General features: G+C 68.3%; 14 protein-coding genes. 5 read left to right on the top strand and 9 right to left on the bottom strand.

Annotated elements, in window-relative coordinates; translation table 11 throughout:
- Positions 1 to 11: 11 nt before the first annotated feature.
- The 5 genes from ACYQ8Q_RS44075 to ACYQ8Q_RS44055 all read right to left on the bottom strand — a co-directional run bounded on the left by ACYQ8Q_RS44075 (position 12) and on the right by ACYQ8Q_RS44055 (position 5,032).
- The gene (locus ACYQ8Q_RS44075; RefSeq protein WP_460072977.1) at positions 12 to 1,019 is read right to left on the bottom strand and encodes a cyclase family protein; all 1,008 of its coding nucleotides are present in this window, start codon (positions 1,017 to 1,019) and stop codon (positions 12 to 14) included.
- Positions 1,016 to 2,125, bottom strand: a complete 1,110-nt coding sequence (locus ACYQ8Q_RS44070; RefSeq protein ID WP_460072976.1) for a fumarylacetoacetate hydrolase family protein — start codon at positions 2,123 to 2,125, stop codon at positions 1,016 to 1,018. The genes ACYQ8Q_RS44075 and ACYQ8Q_RS44070 overlap by 4 nt, the downstream gene beginning before the upstream one ends.
- 3 nt (positions 2,126 to 2,128) lie before the next feature.
- The gene (locus tag ACYQ8Q_RS44065) at positions 2,129 to 2,521 is read right to left on the bottom strand and encodes a Rieske (2Fe-2S) protein (protein ID WP_460072974.1); all 393 of its coding nucleotides are present in this window, start codon (positions 2,519 to 2,521) and stop codon (positions 2,129 to 2,131) included.
- Entirely contained in the window at positions 2,521 to 3,723 is a 1,203-nt protein-coding gene (locus tag ACYQ8Q_RS44060) for an alpha/beta hydrolase family protein (protein ID WP_460072973.1), read from the bottom strand. Before ACYQ8Q_RS44060 ends, ACYQ8Q_RS44065 begins: the two co-directional genes overlap by 1 nt.
- Before the next feature lie 214 nt (positions 3,724 to 3,937).
- Entirely contained in the window at positions 3,938 to 5,032 is a 1,095-nt protein-coding gene (locus tag ACYQ8Q_RS44055; protein WP_460072971.1) for an FAD-dependent monooxygenase, read from the bottom strand.
- Positions 5,033 to 5,616: 584 nt separating this feature from the next.
- Here ACYQ8Q_RS44055 and ACYQ8Q_RS44050 point away from each other — a divergent pair.
- Positions 5,617 to 6,084 carry a nitroreductase/quinone reductase family protein gene (locus ACYQ8Q_RS44050; protein ID WP_460072969.1) on the top strand — a complete coding sequence of 156 codons (468 nt, stop codon included), beginning with the start codon at positions 5,617 to 5,619 and terminating at the stop codon, positions 6,082 to 6,084.
- Positions 6,085 to 6,195: 111 nt separating this feature from the next.
- On the opposite strand, the gene ACYQ8Q_RS44045 is transcribed toward ACYQ8Q_RS44050, so the two are convergent.
- The 4 genes from ACYQ8Q_RS44045 to ACYQ8Q_RS44030 form a co-directional block, all read right to left on the bottom strand.
- The gene (locus ACYQ8Q_RS44045; RefSeq protein ID WP_460072967.1) at positions 6,196 to 6,948 is read right to left on the bottom strand and encodes an EthD domain-containing protein; all 753 of its coding nucleotides are present in this window, start codon (positions 6,946 to 6,948) and stop codon (positions 6,196 to 6,198) included.
- Between the two features lie 277 nt (positions 6,949 to 7,225).
- Complete coding sequence (locus ACYQ8Q_RS44040; protein ID WP_460072965.1) at positions 7,226 to 8,395, bottom strand: LysR family transcriptional regulator; 1,170 nt, start codon at positions 8,393 to 8,395, stop codon at positions 7,226 to 7,228.
- Positions 8,396 to 8,476: 81 nt separating this feature from the next.
- Entirely contained in the window at positions 8,477 to 9,985 is a 1,509-nt protein-coding gene (locus ACYQ8Q_RS44035) for a carotenoid oxygenase family protein (protein ID WP_460072964.1), read from the bottom strand.
- Positions 9,986 to 10,193: 208 nt separating this feature from the next.
- The gene (locus tag ACYQ8Q_RS44030) at positions 10,194 to 11,129 is read right to left on the bottom strand and encodes a LysR substrate-binding domain-containing protein (protein ID WP_460072962.1); all 936 of its coding nucleotides are present in this window, start codon (positions 11,127 to 11,129) and stop codon (positions 10,194 to 10,196) included.
- Positions 11,130 to 11,396: 267 nt separating this feature from the next.
- Between ACYQ8Q_RS44030 and ACYQ8Q_RS44025 the strand changes: the two genes are divergently transcribed.
- Genes ACYQ8Q_RS44025 through ACYQ8Q_RS44010 form a run of 4 tightly spaced genes read left to right on the top strand, consistent with a single transcriptional unit; the run spans position 11,397 to position 13,666 of the window.
- Positions 11,397 to 11,642, top strand: coding sequence for an alpha/beta fold hydrolase (locus ACYQ8Q_RS44025; protein ID WP_460072961.1), 246 nt, complete (start codon positions 11,397 to 11,399; stop codon positions 11,640 to 11,642).
- Entirely contained in the window at positions 11,609 to 11,869 is a 261-nt protein-coding gene (locus ACYQ8Q_RS44020) for a hypothetical protein (protein ID WP_460072959.1), read from the top strand. The genes ACYQ8Q_RS44025 and ACYQ8Q_RS44020 overlap by 34 nt, the downstream gene beginning before the upstream one ends.
- A 22-nt stretch (positions 11,870 to 11,891) precedes the next feature.
- A complete protein-coding gene (locus tag ACYQ8Q_RS44015; RefSeq protein ID WP_460072957.1) occupies positions 11,892 to 12,755 on the top strand; it encodes an alpha/beta fold hydrolase in 864 nt (287 codons plus the stop codon).
- Positions 12,752 to 13,666, top strand: a complete 915-nt coding sequence (locus tag ACYQ8Q_RS44010) for a VOC family protein (RefSeq protein ID WP_460072956.1) — start codon at positions 12,752 to 12,754, stop codon at positions 13,664 to 13,666. Before ACYQ8Q_RS44015 ends, ACYQ8Q_RS44010 begins: the two co-directional genes overlap by 4 nt.
- Positions 13,667 to 13,679 lie beyond the last annotated feature (13 nt).

The following is a 13,679-nucleotide window of genomic DNA, read 5'->3' as shown; positions in this document are numbered from 1 at the left end:
CGGCCGTTCGCCTACTTGACCGCGATCGGGTTCACCGGTGCTCCGGCGGCGCCGACGAAGGGGATGGGTGCCGCGCTGAGGAAGAACTCGTAGACGCCGTCCTCGGCGCAGTCGGCCGCGAGCGCGTCCAGATCGAAGATCTCACCGATCGTCATGCCGACGTTCGGGATCAGGACCTGGTGCAGCGGCTGGAAGGAGTGGAAGAACTCGTTGGGCCGGACCTCCATGCCCCAGGTGTCCGTCGCCACGGCGGCGACCTCCGTGGCGTGCAACCAGCCGGCCGTTTCGAAGGACAGCCCCGGCGAGTCCCCCGCCGAGTAGGTTCCCCAGCCCTCGCGGCGCGCACGGCTCAGCCGGCCGGTCCGCACCAGGAGGATGTCGCCCCGGCCGACTGCCGACGTGGCGCCCTGCGCCTCGATGATCCGTTCGAGGTGTTCGGAGGTGATGGCGAACCCGTCGGGCAGTTCACCGTCCGTGCCGAGCACGCGGCCCGCGTCGAGCAGCACCCCGCGGGAGACGATGGGCTCCGCCATCTTGTGGATGCCGGTGAGGCGGTCGCCCTGCACCGAGGCGACCTCGGAGGCGACGCGTCCGTTCCAGGCGTGCCCCCGGTCGAAGCAGTGGCCCAGGGAGTCCCACTGGGTGGCGCACTGAAGAGGCATGACGATCATGTCGTCGACGCCGCCGAAGCCGTGCGGCGGGAACTCGACGTCACCGGCGTCGGCCGTGTCCATGGACCGGACCGCCAGGATCGGGTTCGTACGCCCATAACGCCCGTCCTGCGGCCCGTCGGGCCCGAACTCGATCGCCAGGCTGAAGGACACTCCACGCTGCACGAGGCCGGCCGCCTGGCGTCGCTTGTCGGCGTCGATGAAGTTGACGGTGCCCCGCACGTCGTCCTCGCCCCACCGGCCCCAGTTGCGGTACTTCTCGGCCGCTTCGGCGATGGCGCCGCGCGTGTCGTGGGGATTCCAGGTGATGCCGTCCCGGACGGTCGAGGGGCGCAAGGGGTTGCTCATGCTGCTTCCTTCCTGGTGGTCTCGCGCGAGGGCGGCACGATGCGGCCCTCCACGAGGAGGTCGAGTTCGGGCGCGGAAAGGGTGACCACGTCACCGTCGAGGAGCCAGGTGCGCTCCTCGCCGTTCGCGAGTGACCATGTCTCCTTCCCGGCCATGCTCAGTTCGGCCAGGCACACCCTCTGATCGGGTTCGAATCCGGAGATGGTGCCGGTGGCGATGACATCGCCGACACGGAGATTGAGCCCGTTCGAGGTCAGATGGGCGACCAGTTGGTTGAGCCCCCAGGTCAGGTGACGCGGGCTGCTTCGTGCCACGCACGTCCCGTTGATGACCAGCTCCACGGTGAAGTCCAGCGATACCCGGGGGCCGGCGAGATGAGGCAACGAGGGCGGGCCCTCTTCGGGAAGGTGACAGATCCGCCCGGTGAGCTCCGACATGGGCACGATCCAGTTGCCGAGCGTCGTGGCGAACGACTTGCACAGCAGCGGGCCGAGCGGCCTGGCCTCCCATATCGCGCCGGCCCGGGCGGTCCAGTCGTTGAGCAGCGTGACGCCGAAGATGTGGTCCATCGCGTCGGCCGCGCCGACCGGCTCGCCGCGCCGGGTCGGGACACCGACGACCATCGCCAGTTCCATCTCGAGGTCCAGTGCCGGGTCCGGGACATAGGCCGGTGGACCGTCGCCCTGGGGAAACTGCTGAAGCCGCGGGCGCATGATGTCGGTGCCGCTGGCCACGATGGTGCTGCTCCGGCCGTTGTAGGCCACCGGGTGATAGTCGAAGTTGGCCGGCGCGCCTCCGGACCCGGACAGCTGTCCTATCAGCTCCACGTGTGCCCGTGACGAGCTGAAGTCGGTGAAGTCACCAACGTCGAGAGCCAGCAGCTCGTCACCGACGATGGACGGGTACGCGCCCCGCCGCACGTCTTCGATGACCGTCCGCCACACGGACGGGCCGAGACCTATGAACGCGTTGAGAGTAGGAGACCGGAACTCCGCGCCTTCGCCCGACACATCGTAGATCGTCGGACCGACCTTGGCGCATACGCGCGGGTAGGAGCCCCGCGGCTGAACGGTACCGAAAGCAAGTACCGGAGCGGGATCGGTCATCGGTCATCTCCTGTCGTCGTCGCCGCCCCGACCGTCGGTCGGCGGAGTCCTCAGCGGTTTCGGCTCGGGGTAGCTCCCCTCGCCCAGGGGGTTGCTGTGTACGTCGGCCAGCCGACGGCCGTCGACGACGTACGTCGGGTAAGTCACCAACGTGTACTGGGAGTTGCTGAGACAGGTCCCGTCGCTGGGGCTGAACCGATAGCGGTGCCAGGGGCACACGACCTGGCCGTCCTGCAGCCAGCCATCGCCCATGGGGGCGCCGGCGTGCGGGCACCTCCCGTCGACGAGCACGACCTGCTCGCCGTCGGAGAAGGCGGCCAGGATTCGGCCGGCGCCCCGGACGGTCCAGCGTCGGCGTCCCTCGGGCTCGCCAACCTCGACCCGTACGACCGCCATCAGCCGACCCGCTCGCTCCCGGATCCACCGCGCGCCGCGGCCTTGTCGTGCAGTTCGTCGAAGGTCTCGCTGATCCAGTCGGCAATGAAGGAAATGGCAGCGGACGTGTCCTCGATATGAGCGTGCTCGACGCCTCCCTCGCGCTCGGTGAAGATCCGGAGCTCGCGCTTGGGGCTGTTGACCGCCTGGTCGTAGGACTGGTGCGCGTACTCGACCGGGATCTGGCGGTCATTGACACCGTGCGTGATGAGGAAGGGGACGGTGATCTTCTCGACGACGCCGTCGAGGTTGATCTGGTCGAACAGCTTGCTGAACTCCTCCAGGTTGGGCTGCCCCCAGACCCAGAACGCGTGGTTCCAGTAGTGCGGCACGGGGTTCTCGCCCTGGCTGGCCAGCCGTCGGCGCTGCACGGCACCCCAGTCGTGGTTCGCTCCCCAGGCCACGCAGAGAGCGAAGCGCTGTTCGAAGGCCGCGGCGCGCGGGGCGAAGTATCCGCCCAGCGACCAGCCCAGCACGCCGATCCGGTCCTGGTCGACGTCGTCGCGCCCCGCCAGGTAATCGAGGCATGCGGCACCGTACCGCTCGCTGTCGACGATGGCCGTCAGCCCGTTCAGGCGCAGCGCGCCACCGGTTCCCGGCTGGTCGACCATCAGCGTGGACACGCCCCGCCGGGCGAGCTGCGCGGGGAACCCCGAGGCGATCATCGACTCCTTGAACGAGTCGAAACCGTTCAGCTGCACGATGCACGGGGCCGGCCGGCCGTCGACGCTCTTGGCCCGGTGGAAGTAGGCCGGCAGCGTCGAGTCACCGTAGGGCACCTCGACGATCTCGATCGGATCGTCCCCCATCTCGATGGCCTGGTGCTGGAGCTCGAGCGCGCGCCGGTAGACCGCCAGGCGCTCCTCCCCGTGCCCGGACTGCATCCGCTCCGCGAGCAGGAGATAGTTCGACGCGCGTCCCAGCTTGGCGCTCGCCGAGAGCAACCGCCCCTTTTCGATGTCCTCGAGCGCGAGTCCGTGCAGCCGGTCGGCCACCTTGGTCCACGACTTGAGGAAATCGCCGGTGCCCACATCGGAACCCAGAGTCGCCGCACCGCGGATCGGCGCGCAGGCCTCGTCGACTTCGGCGATCGTCGCACCGTGGGTCAAGGCGCCCACGACCGGCATGCTCCAGACGTAGTTGCCGGGGAAATACTCGAACATCGTGATCAGTTCCCTTGTTCGTATCGTCCACGGGAGTTCGGGCCCGCATGGGCTCACACATCAGGCCCGGCGGGAGAAGGCGCGGTCCCGGACCGAGGTGTTCTCTGCGGCGAGGGTTCCGGACCTGGATTCGTCGACCCCGCGCGCCCGAACACCGCGTGATGCGGGGGCATGGGCGCTCCTCTCCGGCAGGTGCCGACGGGGCGCCCGCTGGTCAGGGAAGCTCGGCCAGCATGGGGGTGAGCTGCAGGTTGCGTTCGAACCAGAGGGCGGCGGTGTCGCTCGCGGGGTCGAGGGCGGACTCACACACATCCACGGAGGTCTGGACCACCGCGGACACCCGGGGGGCGCGGCGCGCGGCGTACTCGGCCAGCAGGTCCTCGTCGAGCTTGTCGGTGCCCAGAAGGAATTCGGCGAGAACCGCGGCATCCTCGACAGCCATGGCCGCGCCCTGTGCCAGGGTCGGGGGACAGACATGCGCCGCGTCCCCGATCAGGACCGTCCGGCCCCGGAAGCAGTCCTCGCCGAGATCCAGTGCGTGGAAGGGCCGCCAGTCGACCTGGTCCGCTCTGGTGACGCTGTCGAAGGCCGCCCGGAACGGGTCCTTGAGAGCCTGGCCGAGTCGCTTGACCTCGGCGACCGGGTCCAGCGCACGAACCTCGTCCGCGTCGCGAGCCGGCTCCACGACGTAGGCGTACATGTGATTCTCGCTGACAGGATTCACACCGTAGACCGGGTAGGGATCCCCGTGCCCGCCCTCGAGCATCTGGCCGGCCGGACGCGGCACGTAGACGCGCCAGATCGACAGGCCGAGGCGCTGCGGATGGACGTCGATGCCGACGAGGCCACGCACGGCAGACGCGACGCCGTCGGCGCCGACCACCAGGTCGAACTCACCCTTGCTTCCGTCGTCGAACGACACCTCGACGTGATCCCCGACCTCCTTCAACGCGGTCGGCCGGACGCCGAGGCGAACCGTGGCCCCGGACTCCAGCACCGCATCGCGGAGAACGCCCTGCAGCGCCCGCCTGGACATCCCGGCGACACCCGGGTAGTCCGGCCCCCCGGTCTTGAATATGTCCATCTCCGGAGGGAAGGGAACGAACTGTGCGCGCGCCTGCTCATACACACCGAGCTGGTCGAGCACACGCAGGAAGTTGCCGCAGAGCGTGATCCCGGAGCCGAGCGCACCCCACTCCGGGTCGGCGTCGACCAGCTCGACCGTCACTCCGCCACGGCGGAGCAGGATCGCGAGGGCGTTTCCAGCGGATCCTCCGCCCACGATCAGCACGTTCTCGACAGCGGGCATATCATCCTCCGCTTCTCACTGCGGCAGCCAGGACCACATGTCCATGAACTGCCCCAACAGTGGCTTGTAACGAACTGGGGAACTCCTTATGTCCACAGCGTCACACGGGCGTAAGTACGCCGGAAGAGACAACTGCTGATGACGGCATAGCGCTCGCTGATGCCGGCCTTCCGCCCCTGCCCGGCAGGGGCGGCGTCGATCCGGGCCGGCGCCTGTCCGGCGCCGCACCGCCGCGGCAACAGCGGGCATTCATGAATCTCATTCATGAATGCCATTTCCAGGATTTGTTTCCGGCGAGGCCGTCACATCCCTATTCTGTGGGAAATCAAGGGCGTTCGGTTCGCTCCATACAACCGAACGGCCGTTTCCGCGTTCCCGCGACGACGCGTTCCAGCACGTCGGCGTCCTGCACCATTGGCTGGGGACGGCCGGTGGCTCCTAGCTGCTGAAGGCGGTTCGCGCGCGCATGACTCCTGACGAGGCCGCTTCCGGCAGGGTCCGCTTCGCGGGACCGTGGTCCACCGAGGCAGGGGCGCGTGCCCTCGCGGCGTCGCCGGAAGTTACTTTCGTCTCCAGGAGTTCTTATGAACGGCTTCGACGCACATACGGGCACCCGTGGGTCCCGCCAGCCCGGCCGGGTATTCAAGTGGCTCAACAAGTGGATCCTGCGGCGCCTCCGACGTAACGGCGCCGGCAAGCTGATGGGCATGAACGTCCTTGTCCTGACGGCCGTCGGCCGCAAGAGCGGCGAGCCTCGGTCGACCCCTGTCGGCTGGTTTCCCGGCGGCGACGACAGCTGGTTGATCGTGGCCTCGGCGAACGGGGCCGCGAAGAGCCCGGCCTGGTACTACAACCTCGCCGCCCACCCCGATGAGGTGCAGGTGGAGATAGGCCACCGCAAGGTGGATGTCGTCGCCGAACAACTTCACGGAGCCGAGCGGGAACGGGCATGGCAGCAGATCACCACCGCTGCACCGCGTTTCACCGAGTACCAGGCGAAAACCGACCGGGAACTTCCGATCATCAGTCTGACGCCCCGCGCCGCCGACTGAGCAGTACCGCGCCCCAGATCGCGCCGGGGTACTGGCGGCTGGCGGCGACGGCAGCCCGCTGTCACGGGACCGTGCCGCCTGCCGACCGCGCGTACGACCGGAGCGTGTCGCCTACTTCCCCGTGGCGCCGGTGTCCAGGTCGTCGAAGACGACGATCTCCCGGCTGAGCAAGAAGAAGGACAGCGACGGCTGGTGGAACGGACCGAGCTTCTCCGCGTGCTCGGTCAACGCCTTCTGGTACGCCCGGAACGCGGACACCGCGTCGGCCTCCTCGAACCACAGCGCGGCGAAGCCCTCGTACGAGGGCTGATCCGAACCGAAGGCGGGAGGCAGGCCGTCAAGGGCGACAGCGGGGTTCCATGTGCAGGCCCGCAACCGCCCGGCCGGACCGGAGGCATCGGCGGCCACGTTCTCGTGCGCCTGGAGCCAGCGCTCCTGGAACTCCTGAGGCCGCAGCCCCTCCGCCGCCTTGAGGAACATCAGCACCTTCACCGCGCCCTCACCGGGGTTCGGCACCGTCGGCCGATGCTCCTCCACCAGCATCCCGATCGCCGAGGACAGGTCGTTGAAGTTGACCCCGTCCGCGGCCACGACGTCCCGGGAGTACGGGTCGGCCATGTTCCGCATGATGGCCTCGAAGTCATCGAAGTACAGCTCGGCCACGGAGTCACGGGGCACCGTCACCTGGTAGCCGCCGTCCCCGGCGGCACCGTACGCGCTGTCGAAGACATGGTTCTGGACGTACTTGCGCACCACGACCTTGTTGGCTGAGGCGAGCCCCCCGTGCACGTCCCGGAAATATTCGGCGTACTCGCTGTGCGTCATGTCAGGACGGCGACGCACGACGGTCGTGAACTTGATCATTTCAGTCTCTTTCCGTCGAAGGACACGCGGTCGTCCGGCCGGTCCGGTCGGCGAACCGAACGTCTCGGCCACCCGGTCCGCGATGAAGTCCGTTGCATTGTGCGGGCGCTGTGCGGGGCGTCCGGGTTCACGTGCTCCACACCGGAATCCGCCGGTCGTCCACACCGCGGGTGGTCAGGAAGAGCGCCGTGATCTGCTGCGCCACACCGTCCGGGGTGACGTTCTCACCAGCTGGGCCGAGGATGTCCCGCCGGCGGCCAGCCGCGCAGCAGGTCCCTCACGGCTGGTCGGCGGGCTCTTGCCCGAAGCCGACACCAAGCGTGCTGATCTGCCGACGTAGCCAGGCGTGCGCGGGATCGCCGTGCTGCCGGTCCGGATGCCAGTACATCGTCATGACGGGCGCGGGAATCGGTACCGGCGAGGGCAGAATCCGCAGTTCCGCCGAACCCTGCAGTGCCTCGGCGAGCATCCGAGGCAGGAACGCGATCATCCGCGTCTCCTGGAGCAGGAGCGGCAGCAGGGCGTAGCTGGAGGTGGTGGCCCGCACGGTGTACGGGACATCATGGGCGGCGAGCTCGCCGGCGATCAGGGAACCCACGTGGGGGTCCCTGCGGACGGCGTACTGCAGGTGCGGAAGGTCTCGCAGGTCCTCCTTCGTGATCCGGTCACCGACGCTCGGATGGTCCTTCCATACGGCGACGACCATCTCGTCCGTGAAGAGCCCTTCATGCGGGAACTGCCGGAACCGATGCGCGAGCGCCGTGTGCATCGGGACGATCACCAGGTCGATGTCGTCGTGCTGAAGGCGGTCCTCGTAGTTGTCGTCCAGCGCCTCGATGCGCAGGGTCACTCCAGGTGCCCGCTCGTCGAGGACCTCCAGCAGCGGACGCAGCAGCACCACGCCCACGTACTCGCTGGCCTGGATGACGAAGGTGCGATCACGCAGTCCGAAGTCCGGCAGGTCAGGCTCACCGATCAAGCCCTGGATATCGCCCAGTACCTCGCGCACGGGCCGGACCAGACTCTGGGCAAGCGGCGTCAGCTGCAGCGTGCGTCCGTGCGCCACCAGCAGCGGATCACCGAACGCCCGTCGTAGCCGGCGCAGCGCGGCACTGGTGGCGGACTGCGTCAGGTGCAGCTGCTGGCCCGCGCGCGTGACATGGCGCTCGGTGAGCAGAACATCGAGGACCACGAGCAGGTTCAGATCGAACCGTCGCAGGTCGAAGCGTGAACCCTCCAAGCCTCTCCATTCACAGCCTGTTCTCACCGTCCGGCCGGAACACCGCGTCGAGGAAGGAAGGGTGCGGCTCCATACCAGGCTCGCCCGGCCCGAGGCGAAGCCTACCCCGAAAGCCTCGGCCGGGACGGTTTTGCTTGACGTTCGCCCGTCGTGGCGAGCACCTTCGCCCGGGCCCGGATGCCGGGATGCCCGCATCATCCTCGCCATCCGGGCATGCTCCGGGAACGATGACACCAAGGGGAACGTGCCCCGTGTCCCCCGCCGCCGAGTCGATCGCGCGCCGGGAAGTCAGCTGGGATCGAGTTCGTCCCCGGGGATCCATGTGACGTGGGCACCCGAGCGCAGGCGGAAGGGAACCTTGAGGGTCGCCATCGGCCCCGCCGCGAGATCCTGAGCGTCCAGAACGACGATCTCGCAGCTCATCGGGTCGCGGCGGCCGACAAGGGCGAGGAGGTAGCCTTCGCCCTCCGCGGCGTCCTCGCTCTTGGGAACGAACGCCGACTCCTCGGGCGACGCGTTGGGACCGGGGTAGTAGCTGTCCACCTTCCCGGTCTCCCGGTCCAGGTGGGCGATGCTGTTGAACGGTGGGCCCATCGGGCCGAACTCGACCATCGGGCCCAGCTGGGGGTTGAACGTACCGAGCCAGGTGTGGCGGTGCTTGTCCATCGCGGCCCGGGGGTCGATGCGGGGGAAGTCACCCGGGAAGTCCCACAGTTGAGTGGAGGTGAACTGGTTGCCGCCCTCCATGACCGGACTGTCGCTGCCCTGCTTCAGGTCCAGGACCCAGTGCTTGAGGAAGGGCGGGGCGTCCGGGTAGGTCTCTCCGGTGGCCGTCTTGGGGAACTGGGAGAACCAACCGCTGCCGGCGACGAAGTGTTCGAGGATCAGGTTGTCGCCCTCGGACCACCCGTTGATGCTGTGGGTCTCCATGTGGACGTCGCCCATCCCGAACCACTTGATCCCGGCGACCCCCTCGTCCCGCGGAATGACCGCGATGTGCGAACGCTCCCGGGGGTCCCACATGAAGTACTGCGGCTCGGTCTTCAGCCGTTCGGCGATGGCGATCATCGGCGAGAAGGTGAAGACGAGGTGGTCACGGGTGACGATCCAGTCGTGGACGAACGAGGAGTAGGGGGCCTCGAACGTCTCGGTCCGGGTGAGCACTCCCTTGGCGTCGATCTCGAAGAGCTTCATCAGCTTGTCGGGCGGACCGCTGAAGTTGTACGAGAAAGCGATCATCTGCCCGGTAACGGGGTCGATCTTGGGATGGGCCGTGAAGGTCTTCCCGGTGAGCTGGCCGTCGAAGTCCCAGACGCCCTTCGTCTCCAGCGTGTGGGGGTCGAGTTCGTACGGCAGCCCGGACTCCTTGAGTGCCAAGAGCCGGCCGGCGTGCCAGACGACGGAGGTGTTGGCGTTGGTGTCCGGGACGCCCGCGACCGAGGGGTCGCTGGTGTGCTCGTTCCGGTAGGCACCGAAGAGGGAGCGCCGGGCCTTGCGCTCGGCGAGGAACTTCGGGGTGTGCACGTACCGGGTACGCAGGTCCGCGTGGCCGTCCTTGATCCGGATAGTGCTCACGATGCCGTCGCCGTTGAGCGCGCTGTCGAGCGGGTGGCTCGGCGGGTACTGGGGGTCTGCGCCGTTGCGTACGAACGCCCCGTCCAGGTCGCGGGGGATCTCACCCTGGACCTCCAGGTCGTATACGTCGCCTTCGACGCGAGACGGAGCGAAATAGCCCCGGTAGATGATCGTGTCGGGGAAAACCGGAGCAGGAGTCGTCCGGTCAGGAGTGGTTGTCATACGGACCGCCTTCAGCGAGGACGAATCACCGGCCGTCCAACCGGTGATCGATACACGGAATGCAGAAATGAGACAGCGCGGGAGAGGGCGAGAGAAGCAACCGTTCGATCCCGCTCGGCGAAATGAAGCGCCTAGATTCCCTGGTACTCTACGTGCCGGAGGATCCGCGAGAAAAACAAATTACGTCGATGCCTCGCATGAACGAAATTCATAGCCGCGTCTCCCGGCCGGCCGCCGCTTCGGGGGCCAGCTCCAGCGCGACCTCGGCGAGCACCCGGCGCAACAGCTGGTGGGCGGGGTCGGCCTTTCGCGTGGGATGCCACCAGAACATCTCGGTGAGGGGCGGCATGGGAAGCGGACAGGGCCGGATGGCCAGCCGTTCGTCCCGGAACAGCGTGGCCAGCCGCCGGGGCATGAACGCCAGACGATCCGTGCCGACCACGAGAGGGGGCAGTGACATGAAGCCCTCCACCACGCAGACGACCCTCGGCTCCACGCCCAGCTCGGCGAGCGCCCGCCTCGGCGGGGACATGACGATCTGGTCGCCGAAGGCCTCGACCATGGGGCGGGACTTGAGAGTTTCCAGCGTCAGCTCGCCGCCCGGCAGGTGATCCCGGCTGGCGACGCAGCACCAGACGTCCTCGTAGACCGGCTGTGACGGGAACCCCGAGATGATGCCGCGAGGCGCCAGGGTCCCGTCCGTGGTACGCAGCGCCAGATCCGCGTCGTCCCTCGCGAGGTTCATGTCGACGAACCTGACCTCCGCGCCCGGCGAGCGCTCCGCCAGTCGCGCGAGCAGCGCGGGAGCCAGCACGAGACTGTTGTCGGTCGCCCAGATGCGGAAGGTGCGCCGCTGACCGGCGAGGTCGCCCGAGGACCCGGCCGCGAACGCGCGCTGCACGGCCGAGGCCGCCTCGGTGACCCGGTCCTGCATCTCGACCGCGGCGGGCGTGAGCTCGTGATGATTGCCCACTCGCACCAGGATGTCGTCCCCGAAAAAACGCCGCAGCCTGGCGAGAGCGACGCTCATCGCCGGCTGGCTCAGTCCGACGCGTACGCCTGCACGCGTCACATGGCGTTCTTCCAGCAAAGCCTGGAGCGGAAACAGCAGATTCAGATCGAGACTTCTCAGCTGAGTCAACACAACCTCCCAGTCACATTGCCACCGACATGGGCCTCAGCCATGCCTGCATACGAACGATAAATTTCACATGCCAGGCGAACGGTGCCACCGTTTAGCCGTCGCCCGCAGTTTTCGTGAATGTAACAAACCTCAGGGCCGACAGGAATCGCTTGCGGCCCTGCGCAAGAGCCTCTGGCCACCTTCGAACAGTCCACTGCCCGCGATGTCGGCGCTCGGAAAAGGAGTCTTCATGAGCATCTGGACCGAGTTGCGTCCTGCGCATGGGCAGTGCCGGCGTACTGCCTGGAACAGAACGAGGAGGTCTTCGGCTTCCTCGGCTGGGAGCGGTACGCGGTCGAAGGCCAGTCCCTCGGCGGCCGGGTCGCCGCGCTGCACGCCCTGGACCGCCCCGAACAGGTCGCGGCGCTGGTCCTCGCGACGCCGATGGGTCTTTGGCCCGACGACGGCGATGTCCCGGCCGAGATACGGCATCAGGAGAGGTGCGCGCCACGCCGTACGGCGATCCGGCCCTGAACGCCGCTCTGCGGGAGGTCGCGGGCCAACCTGGGCGGCGGCCCCACAGACGGCTTCGCCCTCGGCTTCGCCCGGCAGGCCGCGCCCTGGCCGCCGCGTACCACTGCGCCGTCATCGGGCTCAGGGCTCAGTACGAACGCTTCGCCGAGCACGACACCGCGGTGCTCGGATTCCTGGAAGAGCACCTCCCGGCCGCGACCAGGGCGACCGCGACGACCGCCGCGTGACAACCGAAAGGCAGGTCCTGCCATGAACACCTCTCAGCGGCCCACAGTCGCGTACGAGACACACGATGCCGTCCTCCCCAGCGGAAACACCCGGTATCACCGGTCCGGAGCCGGGCGGGGGCCCGTCCTGCTCTTCCTGCACGGCTCCGGCCCCGGGGTGACCGCGCTGTCCAACTGGAAGGGAGCGCTGGAACGCCTCGGGGACCGTTTCGACTGCGTCGCGCCCGATGTCCTCGGCTTCGGTCTGAGTGCGCATCCGGACCCCGCCCCGCACGGCATGACGGCCTTCACCAAGGCCCGGGTGGAGGCGCTGTTCGAGCTGCTGGACCACCTGGGCCTGGACCGGGTCAGTGTGGTCGGCAACTCGATGGGCGGCATGCTGGCCATGGAGATGGCGCTGGCGCACGGCGACCGGATCGACCGGCTGACGCTGATGGGAACCGGCGGCGTGCCCTTCGAGCCCACCCCGGGTCTGTTCAAGCTGATGTCGTTCTACGACGATCCCACCGCCGAGTCGCTGGGTTCGCTCATGCGTGAGTTCCTGTTCGACCCGACGGCGTTCGGTGACGTCGACGCCCTGGCGCGGGACCGCTTCGAGCTGGCGAACCGGCCCGAGGTGCGGCGCTCCCACCTCGCGATGCTCGCCACGGGCAAGGTCCACCAGGTCGATCTGGAGGCCCTGCGGTCGCTGCCCCACCAGGTGCAGCTGGTGCACGGCCGGGAGGACCGCATCGTCCCTGTGGAAACCAGCCTCCGCCTCTTCGACACCGTTCCCCACAGCCGACTGCACGCCCTCGGCGAGTGCGGTCACTGGCTGCAGCTGGAGCGTCCGCGCGAGTTCGACCAGCTGATCGTCGGCTTCCACACTCCGGAGGAGGACAAGTGAAACTCGCCCAGCTCGCCTACGTCGTCGTCGAGGCGACCGACGTCGAACAGTGGCGGCGCCTTGCGTGCGACGTGCTCGGACTCATGGGCGTCGACGGTGCCGACGGCACACTGCGCCTGAGGATGGACCATGTCGCCGCACGCATCCTCGTCGTTCCCGCGGACCGCGACGGATACCTGGCGTCCGGCTGGGCGACCGCGGCGGAGGAGGACTTCGCCGCGGCGCGCAAGCAACTGCAGGCGGCCGGCATCGACATCACCGACGCCACCGAGGAGGAACTGGCCGCCCGTCAGGTCGTGAGCATGTTCGCCTTCCGCGACCCGAGCGGCGCCAGGCACGAGATAGCGTCGGGGCCCAAGGCCGACGCGACCCGCTTCGTGTCACCGACCGGGGTGAGCCGGTTCGTGACCGACGAGGAAGGGCTGGGGCACGTCGTCCTGTCGGCTGCCGAGCGGTACGACGAGACGCTCACCTTCTGGCGCGACATCGCCGGCTTCCGGACCGCCAACTCGCGTATCTTCCCCGCGCCCGCCGGGCCTCCGCCGCAGGCCCGCTTCCTGAGGTGCAACGAGCGCCAGCACAGTCTGGCACTGGCGAACATCGCCGTTCCGTCCGGATGCGCGCACATCGGTCTGCAGGTCGGCTGCCTCGACGACGTCGGCGAGGCGCTCGACCGGGCGATCACCGCCGGTGTGCTGGCGCGCGGACTCGGCAAGCACGTCAACGACGCGATGGTCTCGTTCTATGTGACCACTCCCGGCGGCTTCCAGATCGAGTACGGGTTCAACGACGGCGAGCCGGTCTGGGACAAGAACCTGTTCTTCGAAGACGCGGTGGGCAGCCACTGGGGCCACCGCTGGGTCGAGGGAGCGAGCCCGGTGGCGACGTCACCCAGCCCGAAGCCGGCCTGACCGACCGCGCTCC

The organism is Streptomyces sp. YKOK-I1, from assembly GCF_054660435.1.
The sequence above is the reverse complement of the archived record's forward strand: the minus strand, read 5'-3'. Positions and strand labels throughout refer to the sequence as shown.

Coding starts and splice junctions, on each gene's coding strand:
- ACYQ8Q_RS44070 (WP_460072976.1), bottom strand. CDS start 2,125: ATGACCGATCCCGCTCCGGTACTTGCTTTCGGTACCGTTCAGCCGCGG.
- ACYQ8Q_RS44055 (WP_460072971.1), bottom strand. CDS start 5,032: ATGCCCGCTGTCGAGAACGTGCTGATCGTGGGCGGAGGATCCGCTGGA.
- ACYQ8Q_RS44065 (WP_460072974.1), bottom strand. CDS start 2,521: ATGGCGGTCGTACGGGTCGAGGTTGGCGAGCCCGAGGGACGCCGACGC.
- ACYQ8Q_RS44040 (WP_460072965.1), bottom strand. CDS start 8,395: ATGGCGAGGATGATGCGGGCATCCCGGCATCCGGGCCCGGGCGAAGGT.
- ACYQ8Q_RS44045 (WP_460072967.1), bottom strand. CDS start 6,948: ATGATCAAGTTCACGACCGTCGTGCGTCGCCGTCCTGACATGACGCAC.
- ACYQ8Q_RS44060 (WP_460072973.1), bottom strand. CDS start 3,723: ATGTTCGAGTATTTCCCCGGCAACTACGTCTGGAGCATGCCGGTCGTG.
- ACYQ8Q_RS44050 (WP_460072969.1), top strand. CDS start 5,617: ATGAACGGCTTCGACGCACATACGGGCACCCGTGGGTCCCGCCAGCCC.
- ACYQ8Q_RS44015 (WP_460072957.1), top strand. CDS start 11,892: ATGAACACCTCTCAGCGGCCCACAGTCGCGTACGAGACACACGATGCC.
- ACYQ8Q_RS44035 (WP_460072964.1), bottom strand. CDS start 9,985: ATGACAACCACTCCTGACCGGACGACTCCTGCTCCGGTTTTCCCCGAC.
- ACYQ8Q_RS44075 (WP_460072977.1), bottom strand. CDS start 1,019: ATGAGCAACCCCTTGCGCCCCTCGACCGTCCGGGACGGCATCACCTGG.